At 71.7% G+C, this 15,028-nt stretch carries 13 protein-coding genes; 3 read left to right on the forward strand and 10 right to left on the reverse strand.

Going from position 1 to position 15,028, the window contains the following annotated elements; translation table 11 throughout:
* Window positions 1–62 precede the first annotated feature (62 nt).
* Window positions 63–713 (forward strand): response regulator transcription factor, encoded by a 651-nt coding sequence (locus AB0M95_RS03010; RefSeq protein WP_358522436.1) that lies wholly within the window; start codon window positions 63–65, stop codon window positions 711–713.
* A 133-nt stretch (window positions 714–846) separates the two neighbouring features.
* Window positions 847–2,556: a GAF domain-containing sensor histidine kinase gene (locus AB0M95_RS03015; RefSeq protein ID WP_358522434.1), complete on the forward strand. Its 1,710-nt coding sequence runs from the start codon at window positions 847–849 to the stop codon at window positions 2,554–2,556.
* Window positions 2,557–2,622: 66 nt separating this feature from the next.
* Here the strand turns inward: AB0M95_RS03015 and AB0M95_RS03020 are convergent, their stop codons facing one another.
* From AB0M95_RS03020 to AB0M95_RS03040, 5 genes are all read right to left on the reverse strand, one after another.
* Complete coding sequence (locus tag AB0M95_RS03020; RefSeq protein ID WP_363758604.1) at window positions 2,623–3,489, reverse strand: universal stress protein; 867 nt, start codon at window positions 3,487–3,489, stop codon at window positions 2,623–2,625.
* A 28-nt stretch (window positions 3,490–3,517) separates the two neighbouring features.
* On the reverse strand, window positions 3,518–4,180 hold the full coding sequence (locus tag AB0M95_RS03025; protein ID WP_363758607.1) for a CBS domain-containing protein: 663 nt from the start codon (window positions 4,178–4,180) through the stop codon (window positions 3,518–3,520).
* 178 nt (window positions 4,181–4,358) lie between these two features.
* Window positions 4,359–5,534, reverse strand: coding sequence for a zinc-dependent alcohol dehydrogenase (locus tag AB0M95_RS03030; RefSeq protein WP_363758610.1), 1,176 nt, complete (start codon window positions 5,532–5,534; stop codon window positions 4,359–4,361).
* On the reverse strand, window positions 5,531–6,001 hold the full coding sequence (locus AB0M95_RS03035; RefSeq protein ID WP_363758613.1) for a hypothetical protein: 471 nt from the start codon (window positions 5,999–6,001) through the stop codon (window positions 5,531–5,533). Before AB0M95_RS03035 ends, AB0M95_RS03030 begins: the two co-directional genes overlap by 4 nt.
* 994 nt (window positions 6,002–6,995) lie before the next feature.
* The gene (locus AB0M95_RS03040) at window positions 6,996–7,328 is read right to left on the reverse strand and encodes an Lsr2 family protein (protein ID WP_358522425.1); all 333 of its coding nucleotides are present in this window, start codon (window positions 7,326–7,328) and stop codon (window positions 6,996–6,998) included.
* A gap of 453 nt (window positions 7,329–7,781) precedes the next feature.
* On the opposite strand from AB0M95_RS03040, the gene AB0M95_RS03045 reads away from it, so the two are divergent.
* Entirely contained in the window at window positions 7,782–8,645 is an 864-nt protein-coding gene (locus tag AB0M95_RS03045) for an NAD(+)/NADH kinase (RefSeq protein ID WP_363758616.1), read from the forward strand.
* A 42-nt stretch (window positions 8,646–8,687) separates the two neighbouring features.
* Here AB0M95_RS03045 and AB0M95_RS03050 read toward each other — a convergent pair whose 3' ends face one another.
* The 5 genes from AB0M95_RS03050 to AB0M95_RS03070 all read right to left on the reverse strand — a co-directional run bounded on the left by AB0M95_RS03050 (window position 8,688) and on the right by AB0M95_RS03070 (window position 14,988).
* Window positions 8,688–9,662 (reverse strand): alpha/beta hydrolase, encoded by a 975-nt coding sequence (locus AB0M95_RS03050; RefSeq protein ID WP_363758619.1) that lies wholly within the window; start codon window positions 9,660–9,662, stop codon window positions 8,688–8,690.
* A 230-nt stretch (window positions 9,663–9,892) separates the two neighbouring features.
* Entirely contained in the window at window positions 9,893–10,522 is a 630-nt protein-coding gene (locus tag AB0M95_RS03055; RefSeq protein ID WP_363758622.1) for a DUF3618 domain-containing protein, read from the reverse strand.
* Window positions 10,519–10,944 carry a phage holin family protein gene (locus tag AB0M95_RS03060; RefSeq protein ID WP_363758625.1) on the reverse strand — a complete coding sequence of 142 codons (426 nt, stop codon included), beginning with the start codon at window positions 10,942–10,944 and terminating at the stop codon, window positions 10,519–10,521. Before AB0M95_RS03060 ends, AB0M95_RS03055 begins: the two co-directional genes overlap by 4 nt.
* Window positions 10,945–11,368: 424 nt before the next feature.
* Window positions 11,369–11,878 carry an SPW repeat protein gene (locus AB0M95_RS03065; protein ID WP_358522409.1) on the reverse strand — a complete coding sequence of 170 codons (510 nt, stop codon included), beginning with the start codon at window positions 11,876–11,878 and terminating at the stop codon, window positions 11,369–11,371.
* A 203-nt stretch (window positions 11,879–12,081) separates the two neighbouring features.
* Entirely contained in the window at window positions 12,082–14,988 is a 2,907-nt protein-coding gene (locus tag AB0M95_RS03070) for a ricin-type beta-trefoil lectin domain protein (protein WP_363758628.1), read from the reverse strand.
* Window positions 14,989–15,028 lie beyond the last annotated feature (40 nt).

A 15,028-nucleotide genomic window follows, 5' to 3' on the forward strand; every position in this document is an offset into this window, starting at 1 on the left:
ACGCCCGCGGCCGGGACCTTCGGCCCTGGCCGGGACGGGTCGCGCGCGGTTAGCGTCCATCTATGATCCGCGTGTTCCTGGTCGACGACCACGAGGTCGTCCGGCGCGGCGTGGCGGCCCTGCTGACGGCCGAGGACGACATCGAGATCGCCGGTGAGGCGGGGACGGCCGAGCAGGCCGTGGCCCGCATCCCCGCGCTCAGGCCGGACGTCGCCGTGCTGGACGTGAGACTGCCCGACGGCAGCGGGGTCGAGGTCTGCCGGGAGGTCCGCTCGCGGACGCCGGGGCTCGCGTGCCTGATGCTGACCTCGTTCGCCGACGAGGAGGCGCTGTTCGACGCGATCATGGCGGGCGCGGCGGGGTACGTGCTCAAGCAGATCCACGGGTCCGACCTGGTCGGCGCGGTGCGGACGGTGGCGGCGGGCCAGTCGCTGCTGGACCCGCAGAGTACCGCGTCCATGCTCCGCCACCTGCGCGACCAGGCCGCCGCGCGCGACCCGCTGGCCGCGCTGACCGGGCAGGAGCGGCACATCCTGGAGCTGATCGGCGAGGGCCTGACCAACCGGCAGATCGGCGAGCGGCTGTTCCTGGCGGAGAAGACGGTCAAGAACTACGTGTCGAACCTTCTGGCCAAGCTGGACATGCAGCGCCGCACGCAGGCGGCGGCCCTGGCCGCCCGCCTCAGGTCCGGCCGCCGCGACGAGCCCGGATGAACCCGGAGGCCGGGGCCGCCAGAACCGCCGGGGAAGCACGGCGGCGGTCAAGCGCGCCCTGATCTTTGCGCAAATGTCCTATATGAGGCTTTCATCCGGATTCGAGTGAGGCGTGTCGTGGGACACTCCTTGTATGGCGGACGTCCAGCCGCGTTCGTTGATGCCGCACATGCGGCTCGACGAACTGCTGTCGGAGCTCCAGGTCCGGCTCGACGCGGTGCTCGCGACCCGCGACCGGGTGCACGCCCTGCTCGACGCGGTCGTCGCTGTCGGCAGCAACCTGGATCTCGAGACGGTGCTGCGCCGCATCGTGGAGACCGCCACCACTCTCGTCGACGCGACCTATGGCGCCCTCGGCCTCATCGGCGAGGGCGACACGCTGATCCAGTTCGTCCCCGTCGGCCTGTCCGAGGACGAGATCGCCGGCATCGAGCACTGGCCGCACGGCCTCGGCCTGCTCGGGCTGCTCATCAAGGAGCCCCACCCGCTGCGGCTGCACCACATCGCCGACCACCCCGAGTCCTACGGGTTCCCGCCCGGCCACCCGCCGATGGGCTCGTTCCTCGGCGTGCCGATCCGCGTCCGCGGCGAGGTCTTCGGCATCCTCTACCTCACCGAGAAGCGCGGCGGGGGCGCGTTCGAGGAGGAGGACGAGGCGATCGTGATCGCCCTGGCCACCGCGGCCGGGGTCGCGATCGAGAACGCCCGCATGTACGAGGAGACCCGCGGGCGCGAGGCCTGGCTGCAGGCGTCCTCCGAGGTCACCACCAGCCTGCTGTCGGGGGCCGACTCGCGCGACGTGCTCACGCTGGTGGCCCGCCGGGCGCGCGAGATGGCCGGCGCCGACGTCGCGGTCGTGCTGCTCCCGGCCGCCGGGGGCGAGAAGCTGCGCGTCACGATCGCCGACGGGGTGGCCGTCGAGGACGTGGCCGCCGTCGAGGTGGTCGTCGCCGACTCGCTGTCCGGCCGCGCCTTCACCGGCGGGGAGCCGGTGGTGGTGACCGACCTGGCCGATTGGGAGATCCCCGCGGTGATCTCCGGCGAGCTGCGCGTCGGCCCGGCCGTGGCCGTGCCGCTCGGCGCCGCCGGAGCCGTCCGCGGCGTGCTCTCCCTGGGCAAACGGTCGGGCCGCATCCCGTTCAGCCGCTCGGACGTGCGCATGCTGCACTCCTTCGCCGGGCAGGCGTCCATCGCGCTGGAGCTCGCCGAGGCCCGCCAGGACGCCGAGCGGCTCGGCCTGCTGGAGGACCGCGACCGCATCGCCAAGGACCTGCACGACGTCGTCATCCAGCGCCTGTTCGCCGTCGCCATGACGCTGATGAGCGCGGTGCGGCTGGTGGAACGGCCCGAGGCGGCCTCGCGGATCCAGCACGCCATCGACGAACTGGACGGCACGATCCGCCAGATCCGCTCGACGATCTTCGCGCTGCAGACCCCTCCCGAGGAGCCCGCCACGACGCTGCGCGCCCGCGTCGTGGAGCTGGTGGAGGGGGCGCGCGGCCACCTCGGCTTCACGCCCGGCCTGCGCATGGAGGGCCTGATCGACACCGCGGTCTCCGCGGAACAGGCCGAGCACCTGCTGGCGGTGCTGCGCGAGGCGCTGTCCAACGTGGTCAGGCACGCCGGCGCCTCCCGCGCCGGGGTGACGCTGGAGGTCGGGGGCGGGCGGCTCACGCTCCTCGTCGAGGACGACGGGGTCGGCCTGCCGCCGGAGGGCCGCCGCAGCGGCCTGCGCAACCTCGCCGACCGCGCCGCACGGCTCGGCGGCACCTTCGAAGCCGTCCGCACCGGAGCGTCCGGCACCCGCGTGACCTGGCGGATCCCCCTCGATCCTCAGCCGTGACGGCACCTCGGGCGTGTCGGCGTCCTCAGGCGTACGTCCTCAGACGTACGTCCTCAGACGGTGTCCTCAGGCGTGACGGCGCGGGCGGACGATCGCGACCGGGCAGCGGGCGTGGCGCAGGACGCCCTGGCCGACCGACCCCGCGAACGCCGAGCCGGGCGGGCCCGCGGGCGGGGACCCGACGACGACCAGGTCGGCGTCCCGGGAGGCGTCCACGAGCGCCGGGACGGGATGCCCGCGGACGGCCGTGCCGGTCATCCGCACGTCGGGGTAGCGCTCCTGCCACGGCGCCAGGCGCCGGCGGACCCGCGCGGACTCCTCGTCGAGCGCCTCGTGCACCCCGCCCGCGAAGAGGGTCGCGTACGGCGTGAACGGCGGGGTGTACCAGGCGTACACGACGTGCGCGTGCGCCCCGCGCGCCCGCGCCTGTGCGAGGGCGAAGTCCAGGGCGGCCTCGGACTCCTCCGTCCCGTCGAAGCCGGCGACGACCGCGCCGTGCCGGGCGGGCCCGGAGCGGCGCACGACGATCACCGGCCCCTCGGCGCGCCCCGCCACCGACCGTCCCGTCGAGCCCAGCACCATCCCGGGCAGGCCGCCGAGCCCCTTGCTGCCCAGGATCAGCTCGTCGGCGCCCTCGGACTCGGTGGCGAGCCTCTCGGCGGCCGCGCCGAAGACCAGCGCGGCGCTCACGTCGATCCCGGGGGTGTGGCCGTGCACCCGGTCGACGGCGGCGGCGAGCGCGCCCTGCCAGAAATCCGTGAGGGAGTCCGGGTCGCGGGCGCCCGCCCGGGGCGGCAACTGGTAGGACCAGGGCTCGCGCACGTGGACGATCCTCAGCCGGGCCCCCACGCGCCGGGCCTCGTCGGCCGCCCAGTCCAGGGCGGCCGCCGCCGACGGCGAGCCGTCTATGCCGACGACGATCGTTCCGGACATGGCACACCTCCGGCGCGTCGCGAGCCGGTCACATGAACAGAGGAGGCACGGTGACGAGGTCGTCGGTCTCGTAGGACAGCCGGTCGTCGACCTCGATCACGCCGTCGACCGCCCGCACGCCGTCGACCGCCGCCGCGATCTGCGAGCGCCTCGGGACGACTCCGCGCAGCGACACCAGTCCGGGCTCGACCCGGATCGACACCGCGCGCGGGTCGACTCCCGCCCGGGCCAGCGCGTCCTCGACGTCGGCGCGCACCTCCTCGGGCGGGCGGGCGAAGATCTTGAGCAGGTCGGACTGGTGCACCGTGCCGACGATCTTCCCGTCGTCCTCGCCGACCACGGGGAGCTGCCGGACGTGGTGGTCGTGCATGATCCGGGCGGCCTCCCTGACCGTCGTCCGCGCGGTGACGGTGATCGGAGGCGTGGTCATGAGCTGGCCCGCCGTGCCGCCGGCGGCCTTGGCCCGCTCCGCGCGGCGCGCGCGGCCCTCGAACACCCGGCGGTGGCCGGGCTCCTCGATCTCCTTGAGCAGCAGGTCGTGGGCCGAGACCATCCCCACCGGCCGGCGGTCCGCGTCGATCACCGCGACGGCGCCCACCTTGAAGCGGCGCATGGTCGCGACGAGATCGGCGAACGACGTCTCCGGCCGGACGGCGATCGCCACCCTGCCCATGACGTCCTCGACGCGCATGACCGTCACCGCCTCCCCGGCTCGCCCCTGTTTCGAGCATCTCGCCGGGGACGTGGGCGCCGTCAGCGCCGAAGGTCCCTGGCCGCGGGGACCTTCGGCTCGGCCGCAGGAGGCGTGCTCAGCGCAGGACGGCTCGGCCGGGCCTCGCCGGACACGACACGCGCCCGGCGGCCGCCCTCTACGCCCAGGGACGGAAGACCGCCCGCACGCAGCCGTCCTTCTTGTTCCTGAACAGGTCGTAGCCCTTCGGCGCCTCGTCCAGCGTCATCGTGTGTGTGGCGAGGTGGGCCGTGCGCAACTCCCCCTTGTCGATCAGGTCGAGCAGCCTCGGGATGTAGCGCTGCCCGTGCTGCTGCGCGCCTCGGACGGTGAGCCCCTTGTTCATGATCGCGCCGAGCGGGAACCTGTCGACGAGCCCGGCGAAGACGCCGAGGATGAACACCGACCCGCCCTTGCGGCAGGCGTAGACGGCCTCCCGCACCGCGAACGGACGGTCGAGCTCCAGGCCGAGCCGCTGCCTGGCCATGTCGTACATGGTCCGCGGCCCCCCGGTCTCGGCCTCCAGGCCGACGGCCTCGATGCAGACGTCCGGGCCGCGCCCGCCGCTGCGTTCCTTGAGTTCGGCGATGACGTCGGTGCGGGTGTAGTCGATGGTCTCGGCCCCGACGTGGCGTTCGGCCATCGCCAGGCGCTCGGGGTACCGGTCGATGGCGATCACGCGGTCCGCGCCGAGCAGGATCGCGGCCCGCGCCGCCATCTGGCCGACCCCGCCGCACCCCCACACCGCCACCACGTCGCCGGGACGCACCCCGCCGAGATCGGCGCCCATCCACCCGGTGGGGGCGGCGTCCGAGGCGAACAGGGCGTTCATGTCGTCCACGCCGTCGGGCACCGAGAACGCGCCGTAGTCCACGAACGGGACGCGGACGTACTCGGCGTGGCTGCCCCGGTACCCGCCGAGGGCGTGGGAGTAGCCGAAGACGCCGGCGGGGTCGCTGCCCCACATCATCTCGGTGAGGGCGGGCTCGACGTTGCTGTTCTCGCACAGCGACCACATGTCGTGCTCGCAGTGCCAGCACCGGCCGCAGCCGATGACCGAGCACACGACCACGCGGTCGCCCACCTTGTGGCGGCGGACCTCCGAGCCGACCTCGACGATCTGGCCGATGAACTCGTGACCGATCACGTCGCCGGCGCGCATGGACGGGATGTAGCCGCCCAGTAGGTGCAGGTCGGATCCGCAGGTGGTGGTCAGCAGGACTTTGACGATCGCGTCCTGGGCGTTGAGGATGCGCGGGTCGGGGACGCGCTCGACGGAGAGCTCGTTCACGCCCTGCCAGCACAGCGCCTTCACAGCCGCCCCTCCCCACCGGCGCGCTGCGCGGCGAGATCCACGATCCGGCCGGTGGGCGTGAGGCGCTCGGGCCACTCGTCGGGGCGCAGCACCTCCCCCGTCTCGATCAGGCACTTCGCCTGGCGCAGGGCTCGGCGCACGGCCTGGCGCGGGTCCTCGCCCTCCAGGCGGGCCAGGACCTCGCCGACCCCGGCGGGCACCGGCCTCAGCGGTCTGGCACCGAGTTCGGTCCCGCGGCCGCCCGGCGCCTCGCGCACCTGCACCTCGATGGTGTCGCCGAGCCGCGCCAAGGGCTCGGGCAGGCGGCCGTCCGGCACGACCTCGTCCGGGCCGCGATTGATCGTCACCATCATCCAACGGCCCGCCTCGCGGACGGCCCGGGCCTTGGTGCGGCGCGCGGTGAGCCATCGGGTGACGCCCACTCCGATACCGCCGACGGCCATCGCCCCCAAAACAGCACGATTCATGCCCCTCCCCCCCTTGATGGGACAACTGCTCGGATCGCTACCCACCCCGATCCGTCGCTACGTCACCCCGGAGGCACTTGAGGAGGAGTTGACGACCGCTTGACCGGGAGCGGCCATCTCCTATCGCTTATAGGAGTGAGAAAGGTACGACATACCGCCATACACCGCCTGCACAAGGTCACAAACGGGTCGCGCGGGATTCGCGGTGGAGGAGAGCCGGAACAGCCCAAAACGCTCCCTCAGGGCATTGTCTTATCGTTCTCACACCTAACGTCCAGGATTGGCGCGGACACCCCGCCCCGGCGAATGACCGGCGCCGGTCACGCGAGCCGGCCCCTGAGGGCATGATTGTTACGGTCCAGCGAAATGAACCGGACAATCGGCGCCTCGGACGGCCATTAGATTGCGGATCCGGCGGCCGGGAGACCCTTCGGCCGAACTTGGCCACCGCCGCACCGGCCATGGCGAGTACGCAAGAGGCGGGCGCCCGATACTGGCGTACTTCCGCCCGCCCGTCAAGTACCGCTACGTCTCCATGATTTCTGGGCGGAGCCACCCGCATACGCCGCGCCCGGTGCACGGAACTCTCGTGAACATGTGATCGCCGGCGCGGCGGGCGTTATGCGAGGGAAACAGCGAGCCGCGGCGATGCGCGACACCCGCTCACGTTTTCCGGGAACTACACGGAGATCGGCGGCCGGCGTGGTAACACACCGGCCTGGTAAGGAAAAGTGCTCATCACGACAATTCGGTGAAGTCAGCACTACATGGCGGAAGATCGGCCCGGGGCGCCCGCCCCCGGAGCATCGCGACTCCGCAGGCCAGAGGGGTGGTCGGGCCGGCGGAGAGCGAGAGCCGCGCTCGGCCGCCTCGTTGCCTCGGCGGCCATCGCCCGGTGTGAGCACTGCCGCGCAAAGACGGTCCGCGAGACATGTACCCGGTGGAGGATCACATGCTCGCCGGATGGCTAATGACGGTGTGCGGGGTTAATCATTCACTGTGCCGCTTCGTACTGGGCCACGATGTGCGAGGCGATCCGGCCCCGCTCGCTGACGTTCAGCCCATGCGCCTTGGCCCAAGCCCGGATCTCGGAGCTTTTGTCGCGAGAGGGGCGCTGGGCGGCGCCGCGCTTGCGGCCCCGGGCGGGCGCGCCCTCGGCCCGGCGGGCGCTGGAGACGAAAGGCGTAAGGGCCTCGCGGAGATTCCTGGCGTTTTTGTCGTTCAGGTCGATCTCGTAGCTGGTGCCGTCAATCGCGAAGGACACGGTCTCTTTTGCTTCGCCGCCTTCCAGGTCGTCGATGAGTAGCGTCTGGATCTGTGTGGCCATCTCCCACTCCTTTCACAGGGCTTAGTTTGACACCTCAAGAATATACCCGGTTTCCCCCGCATCCCACTCAGAGAACAGGACGATGCATTGGCCGACCCTTGACGTAACTTAGCCGTTTCAGACCCCGACCCCATTATCAGAGCGCCTACCAGCGCATGACCGGGCCGCCGGCCGCCTCCGGCCCCCGAAAATTCGTGCCCGGACGACGCCTGCGGGCGCGCCGGGGCATCGCCGACTACACGGATTGGGCCCACATGAGCGTTCTGGCGTTAAGAGCCATGGGCCGCAAAGGGTGTTCGCCCCTCAGAAAGTGACCGCTTCCGGACAGCACCCGGGCTCGGACCGCCCATCCGTGGTGTCTGCTCGCGAAAGCCCGCGCGCGCCCTCCATCGTAAGCGAGCGACCCCTCCGTCAGCGGCCCCTGCCACGCACCGGTCCCCGTACAGTGGCCTCATGGGCATGGTCAAGACCGTCGGGCTGGTGCTCCACCCTCAGCGCGACTCCAAAGAGGCCATCGACACCATCGTCGAGTGGGCGCGCGCCAGGGACGTCACGGTGCTCGGCCTGCCGGACGAGGTCGGCCGCATCGACTGCAGCGCGCGGGCCGTCGACGCCCACGCGCTCGTCGACCGCGCCGACCTGCTGGTCAGCCTGGGCGGCGACGGCACGATGCTGCGCACCATGCGCCTGCTGACCGGGCGCTCCACCCCCGTGCTCGGCGTCAACCTCGGCAGGCTGGGCTTTCTCGCCGAGATCGACGTCGAGGACCTGCCCCCGGCGTTGTCGGCGATCGACAACCACGAGTTCACCGTCGAGCCGCGCATGGCCGTGCGGGCGACCCTGCCCGGCGGCATTGCGGTCACGGCGTTCAACGACATCGCCCTGGTGCGCATCCCCGGCGACCGCCTGGCGGCCGTGTCCATCTCGGTCGAGGGCCACCCGTTCGTCCGCTACGCCTCCGACGCGGTGATCGTGGCGACGTCCACCGGGTCGACCGCCTACAACTTCTCGGCCGGGGGGCCGATCGTGTCCCCGCTGGTCGAGGGCTTCCTGGTCGTGCCGTCGGCGGCCCACTCCACGTTCAACCGGGCGCTCGTGCTCTCTGCCGACGAGCACGTCGTGCTGGAGCTGCTGCCGACGAGCGGTGAGCTCGCCGTCGAGGTCGACGGCGCCGTGCAGGGGCGCCTCACGGCGGGCGACCGCGTGACCGCCGGCGCCGTGCGCGCCGCCGGTCACGTCGTGCGGCTCGGCACGACCACGTTCTACGAGCGCGCGCGGCGCAAGCTGCGGGTCAGCGGCAGCGCCGAGGTCGAGTGAGCGACGGCCGGCTCAGACCCGGCCGCCTCAGACCAGACCGCCTCAGACCAAACCGGCCAGCGCCCGGCGCAGCGCGGCCACCCGTCCCTCGACCGCGCGCACGCTGACCCCGGCGTCGGGCAGTATGGCGTCGAAGCCGTGGAAGGCGCCGGGAAAGATGTGGAACTCGGTCGAGACGCCCGCCCGCAGCAGCCTCTGCGCGTAGTCGGCGCACTCGTCGCGGAAGACCTCCAGCTCGCCGACGTCGATGTAGCTCGGCGGCAGCCCCGACAGGTCGGCGGCGCGGGCGGGCGCGGCGTACGCCGGCACGGCGGCGGTCCCGACGGCCTCGCCCAGCAGCGCCGTCCACCCGAAGATGTTCTCCCCGCGGTTCCACATGACGGCCTCCTCGAACTCCCGGCTGGAGGGGGTGTCGTTGCGGTCGTCGAGCATGGGCGAGAGCAGGAACTGGAAGGACACCGCCGGCCCTCCCCGGTCGCGGGCGAGCAGCACGGTGCCCGCCGCCAGGCCGCCCCCGGCGCTGGAACCTCCGACGGCGACGCGGTCGGGGTCGACGCCGAGCTCGCCCGCGTTCTTCGCCGTCCACACCAGGCCGGCATAGCAGTCCTCGACGGGCGCCGGATGCGGGTGCTCGGGGGCCAGCCGGTACTCGACCGACACCACCACGCAGCCGACGTCGCGGATGTAGCGCGCCAGGATGGCGTCGTCCATCTCGACCAGGCCGAGCACCATGCCGCCGCCGTGCATCCAGTACAGGACGGGCAGCGGCCCGCAGCGCCCGGCGGGGCGGTGGACGCGCACCCGCAGGTCGGGGTCGCCGTCCGGTCCCGGGATCATGCGGTCCTCGGTCTCGACGCCCGGCACGGCGGCGGGCGGCATGGCGGTGAAGGCCTCGCGCATCCGGCCGCGCACGCCCGGCAGGTCCGCCGGCGACATCCGGGCGAGGTCGACCGGCGGCAGGAACGCGCGTTCCAGGCCCTCGGCGAGTTCGGGGTCAATGTTGGGGTGAAGCGGCATGTCATTCACCTCATAGAAACGTGGGAACAAAGCGTGGGAACAGGGTGGAACGGCGGCGCGTCCCGGGACGCCGTCACCGTGACGTGCGGTACATCCGGACCTTGCCCGTCAGGGAGCGCCGCCAACGGCGACATGCCGTCGATGACCTGCCGTTTCCCTCTTCTTCAGCTTCTCGGGCGGTTCCATGACGCGGCGCCGGGGGTTCCGCACCCCCGGCGCCGCCGCCGAGCTCACCGATGGCGGCGTCTCATCCGGGCGCGCGGGCGCCGCGCCGTCCAGTTCGCCCAGGCCGCGCCGATCATGGTGGCCGCGCCGAGGACGATCAGCACGGCGGGACGGCGCCTGGCCTCGTCGGAGACGCGGCAGGCCGCTTTCCGCACCGGTCCGGACATGACCGTGCCGGCCCGGTCCGCGGTGGCGCCGCGGACCCGTCCCGCCATACCGGACGCCTTCTCCTTCGTCACGGCCATCGTCCGCCGCGCCCGCGCCCTGACGTCCACCTTCTGCGCGAGGGCCTCGACGGTGAGGCCGAGTTCCTCCCGGGTGCGGTAGATCTCGTCCCGCAGCCGGTCCTCCTCCGACCAGTAGACCTGCGGATGGTGGACGGGCTCGTGCTCGACGTACTCGGGCGGCGCCTCCGGGCGGGGCCCGAGCGACGACTGCGACAGCCCGGCGAGGGGGTCGCCTCGGCCGTGGCTGACCACGGGCTTGACGTACGGCTTCGGCGGCACGTGCACCTGCGGGACGTTCAGCGACTGCTCCATGGAGGCGAGGTTGGCCGTGCCGGGTTCCTGCCGGTGCAGGCCGACCTCTCCGGCCGTGGGACGGTACGGGGTCCCGATCGGGTCTCTCTCTGTCATCGGTGCGCACTCTCCTTCAGGACGTCGACGTCGGCCTTCAGGCTTCTGATGGCCTCCTCGGGGAGGGGCGGCGTGGCCCTGCTCATCTGCTGCTTGCCGACCAGCGCCATCACGCCGGTCACGATCAGCACCGCGACCCCGACGATGAGGGCGGCGAGCCATCCGGGGAGCACGAGCGCGAGCGCCAGGATCGCCGTGGCGACCAGCGCGCCGCCGCCGTACAGCGCCATCACTCCGGCGCCGCCGAACAGCCCGGCGCCGAGGCCGGCGCGCCTGCCCTTACGGCTCAGCTCCAGCGACGCCAGCCTGATCTCGTCGCGCACGAGCCGGGACACTTCCTCGGACAGGTGCTTGATCAGCTCGGCGGTCGACAGTGAGGCGTACGGGTTGGTGACGGGCCGGGCTTCCTTCAGGTCGGTCATGGCGTTTCCCTTTCTGTGCTCGGCGGGGTACGGCGCGACAGCGCGATGAGCGCCCGCTCCACGCCGCCGCGGGTGGCCGGCCGTCCGTAGCCGGCGTCGGCGCCGAGCTCGGTGAGCGCCTCTCGATCGTGCGGCCCAGGCGCTGATCACGCGGGGGCCGGCGCGTCCGTCACGGCGGGCGGGATCACCGGCACCCTGATACGGACGGCCCGGCGGTCACGACCGGGCGCCCGCCGGGCCGCTCATGGCTCAGGCCGCGGCCCCGGCGCCTGCGCAGGATCCCCGGCTCGGCGGGGCCGCTCACGCGCGGTTCGACGGTCACGAGGACCCCATACCCGTGAGCCGGGCGGCAAACGGGCCGCTCACGCGCGGGCCCCGTGCCACGGGTGTGACGGTCGCGCCGCCACACCCGGATCGCGCCGGCTCACACCTGGTGGGTCCTGCCGCCGGGCATTCCCCCGGTCCTGCCGCCGGGCATTCCTCCGGTCATGCCGCCGGGCATGTGCGCACCGGTGCCGGGCATCTTGCGGTTCCCCACGGCCATGGCGCCGAGTCCCAGGAGCAGGATGACGGCTCCGGTGACGACGTTGTTCCAGATGGATCCGGTCGTCGCCGACCGCATGACCCACGGGGTGATGATCGTCCAGATGCCCAGGATGGGCAGCATCCAGGTCAGCCCGTACGTACGACCGTACGCGGACGCGAACCCCAGGGCGAGGGCGGCCACCACCAGCCCGGTGATCAGGTTGTTCACCGAGAGCCGGGGCAGGCTCGTGTTGAAGCCCACCACCCACGGCGATATCGCGAGATAGAGCCCCGCGAGCAGGGTCAGCCCTTCGATCACCTGCGCGACCGCGCTCGACCCCGCCCTTTCGTACTTGGCTCGCATCGCGACGATATCGGGATGCGCCTCCAGGCCGGTCGGTCTAGTCATGACCTCACCGCCTTCCGACTTCCTTCGCGGAACGGATCAATGTGGCCATACCCCTGTGGAAATCGCAGGTCACGGAGGGCTGAGCAAATATTTCGGCTGATGATGGCCGATCATCTGGTTTGACCGGACGAAAACCAGAAGAAATGACCGGGGCCCGGGACGCGCTCGACGCGTGCCCGGGCCCCGTCCCTCAAGCGTTCAGATCACGGCAGGGTCCAGGTCTGCGCGCCTGTTCCGTTGCAGTCGTAGATCTGCAGTTGCCGCCCGTTGGTGGTGTCGGACGCCGGGATGTCCAGGCAGCGCCCGGACTGCGGGTTGCGCAGCGCCCCGTTGCCCTGCGCCGACCACTGCTGGGCGCCCGTGCCGTTGCAGGTGTACAGCTGCACGAGCGTGCCGTTGGCCGTCCCGCTGGCCTTGACGTCCATGCACTTGCCGAGGCCGCGGATCGTGCCGTCGGTGCCGATGGTCCAGCGCTGCGCGGCCGAGCCGTTGCAGTCGTAGATCTGCACCTTGGTGCCGTCGGCGGTCGAGCTGGCGTTGATGTCGACGCACTTGCCGAGACCGCGGATCTCGCCGGTGCGGGCCGCGGGAGGCGTGCCCGCGCCGGCGCCGGTGAAGGTGTAACTGTCGACGTCGTACAGCGCGCCGGTGCCGCTGCCGGTGAACACCAGGTAGAGGTCGTGGGTGTTGTCGTCCGGCTTGTTGACCGGTGCGGTGACCTCGGTGTAGTTGTCCCAGCCGCCCGTCCCGGCCACGGCGACGCGCGCGACCTCCGGGCCGGTGGGCGAGTCGAAGCGGAAGGACAGCGTGCCGCCGGCGCCGGCGGAGCTGACGCGCGCCTTCACCCCGGTGATGCCCTTCAGGCTGACCCCGTGGTGCCTGACCCACTCGCCGTTCTGGATGTCGCCGAGGCGCTTTCCGCCCTCGGCCGCGGCCTGGTCGACCAACTTGGGGCCGTTGAGCTGAACGAAGTGCTCGGCCTGCCACTGCTTGGGCCAGAGCGTGATCTCCTTCTCCCCGGTGAGCGGGACCGTGCCGGCCGCCCCCTTGTCGGTGTAGGAGGACCGCAGGACGAAGAACTGCACCGCGTCCAGCCCCGCGTGGATGGGGCCGGTGTTGAAGGTGGAGCCGCAGCCGGTCCCCTGTCCCATCTCATGCGCGTGCTCCTGGTGGCCGAGGGCCGCCCGGACGATCACACTGGCACAGGGGACGGTGCCGTCCTGCGGGTCGGTGGCGCCGGCCGTCGCGATCAGCTCGTCGCCCCAGCCGAACATGCCGCCGTTGGGCAGGCCGTTGAGCGTCACCGTCGGCCGGTTGTTGCCCACGACGATCGGGACGAGCACCGTTCCTGACCGGCCGGTCCCGTCGTTGACGGTGAGGCGGGCCCGCTTGTCGCCGTTGGTCGTGTACGTGTAGCTCGCGTTGGCCGCGGTCGAGTCGGTGGTGCCGTTGTCGTCGAAGTCCCAGGCGTAGGTCAGCGGGTTGCCGTCGGGGTCGGAGCTGCCGGCGCTGGAGAACGCGACGGTCAGCGGGGCGAGGCCGTTGTCCTTGTCGGCGGTGGCGACGGCGATCGGCGAGCGTCCACCCTGGACGTAGTTGATCTTGTAGAGGCCGGCGTCCGCGGCGCCCGAGAAGTAGCCGCTGCCGTACTCGAGCAGGTACAGCGATCCGTCCGGCCCGAACTCCATGTCGATCGCGTGGACGAAGCTCATGCCCGACAGGACCGGCTCGATGACGGTCGGCGTGCCCGTGGAGGGGTTGCCGTTGTCGAACTGGACCTCCTTGATCCAGTTACGGCAGTACTCGGAGATGAGCCACTTGTCGTCGTAGTACTGCGGCCACTTGACGTCGGAGTTCAGCGCCGGGTCGTAGTGGTAGACCTCGGTGTGGTTGGGCGAGCCACAGCCGCCGGGGCTGTCCAGCGCGGGCCATTCCCTGCTGCCGCCGTGCTGCTCCCACACCAGCGCGGGCTTGGTCGGCGGGAGCTGCTGGAGTCCGGTGTTGCGCGGGGAGTTGTTGACCGGGCCGGTGGTGCCGCCGCAGGGGAACCAGCCGCGGGGGGCGTTGGCGGCGAAGTCCCAGTCGTTGTAGGCGACGTTCGGCCCACCGCAGTAGGGCCAGCCGTAGTTGCCGGGGCCGGTGGCGCGGTTGAACTCGTCGTAGGCCGCCGGGCCGCGGTTGGGGATCGTGGCCCCGGCGTCCGGGCCGACCTCGCCCCAGTACAGGGTGTTGTTCGCCTTCTTGTCCACCCACACGCGGTACGGGTTGCGCGTGCCCATGATGTAGATCTCGGGCCGGGTCTGGGCGGTGCCCTGCGGGAACAGGTTGCCGGCGGGGATCGTGTAGGTGCCGTTGTCCTCGGGGTGAATCCGGTTGATCTTCCCGCGGAGGTCGTTGGTGTTGCCGGAGGTGCGCTGGGCGTCGTACTGCGGGTTGCGGCTCGTGCGCTCGTCGATCGGCGCCATGCCGGCAGAGTCGCCGCCGGAGTTGGTGTTGTCGCCCACCGCGAAGTACAGGTTCTCGCTGGAATCCCAGGTCATCGAGCCTGCGGAGTGGCAGCACATGTCACGCTCGGTCGGCCACTCGATGATCAGGTCCTCGCTGGCGGGGTCGAGCACATTGGTGGAGGTGTTGAAGGTGAACCGGGAGATGCGGTTCACCAGCGGCGTCACCTTGGGTGAGTAGAAGAGGTACACCCAGTGATTGGAGGCGAACCGCGGGTGCAGGGTGATGCCGATGAGCCCGTCCTCGAACCGCGCGTCGAGCTGGAGGGTCAGCGCGACGGTCGTGGCCTTGGTGGCGGGGTTGTACAGGCGGACCTGGCCGCCGCCGGAGCTGGTGCCCCGGTTGATGTAGAGCACCTTGCCGTCGGGCAGGACCGACAGCTCGATCGGCTCGCCCATGGACAGCCCGCCGTCCAGCTTGACCTTCTCGAACCCGCTGGTCGGCGGGGGCGCGAGAGCTGCCTGCCTGACGGTGACCGCTGCTGCGGCGAGGGGGGTCACGGCGGACGGGGAGGCGGAGGCGGCCGTGGCCCCTTGCAGGGCCGTCGCGGCGAGGGCGAGGATCACTGCGCCGACGACCGTGCGTAAGCGCGCGGAAACTGACACGAAATCTCCTGGGGGGTGGGAGGACGGGAGAGCTCGGCAC

The sequence above is a fragment of the Sphaerisporangium sp. NPDC051017 genome (assembly GCF_040683095.1).
GTDB lineage: Bacteria > Actinomycetota > Actinomycetes > Streptosporangiales > Streptosporangiaceae > Sphaerisporangium.

What these genes read in the sequence shown, in the direction of transcription:
- AB0M95_RS03045 (WP_363758616.1), top strand. Translation starts at nt 7,782, where the DNA reads ATGGGCATGGTCAAGACCGTCGGGCTGGTGCTCCACCCTCAGCGCGAC.
- AB0M95_RS03010 (WP_358522436.1), top strand. Translation starts at nt 63, where the DNA reads ATGATCCGCGTGTTCCTGGTCGACGACCACGAGGTCGTCCGGCGCGGC.
- AB0M95_RS03025 (WP_363758607.1), bottom strand. Translation starts at nt 4,180, where the DNA reads ATGCGCGTCGAGGACGTCATGGGCAGGGTGGCGATCGCCGTCCGGCCG.
- AB0M95_RS03035 (WP_363758613.1), bottom strand. Translation starts at nt 6,001, where the DNA reads ATGAATCGTGCTGTTTTGGGGGCGATGGCCGTCGGCGGTATCGGAGTG.
- AB0M95_RS03015 (WP_358522434.1), top strand. Translation starts at nt 847, where the DNA reads ATGGCGGACGTCCAGCCGCGTTCGTTGATGCCGCACATGCGGCTCGAC.
- AB0M95_RS03040 (WP_358522425.1), bottom strand. Translation starts at nt 7,328, where the DNA reads ATGGCCACACAGATCCAGACGCTACTCATCGACGACCTGGAAGGCGGC.
- AB0M95_RS03050 (WP_363758619.1), bottom strand. Translation starts at nt 9,662, where the DNA reads ATGCCGCTTCACCCCAACATTGACCCCGAACTCGCCGAGGGCCTGGAA.
- AB0M95_RS03060 (WP_363758625.1), bottom strand. Translation starts at nt 10,944, where the DNA reads ATGACCGACCTGAAGGAAGCCCGGCCCGTCACCAACCCGTACGCCTCA.
- AB0M95_RS03055 (WP_363758622.1), bottom strand. Translation starts at nt 10,522, where the DNA reads ATGACAGAGAGAGACCCGATCGGGACCCCGTACCGTCCCACGGCCGGA.
- AB0M95_RS03065 (WP_358522409.1), bottom strand. Translation starts at nt 11,878, where the DNA reads ATGACTAGACCGACCGGCCTGGAGGCGCATCCCGATATCGTCGCGATG.
- AB0M95_RS03020 (WP_363758604.1), bottom strand. Translation starts at nt 3,489, where the DNA reads ATGTCCGGAACGATCGTCGTCGGCATAGACGGCTCGCCGTCGGCGGCG.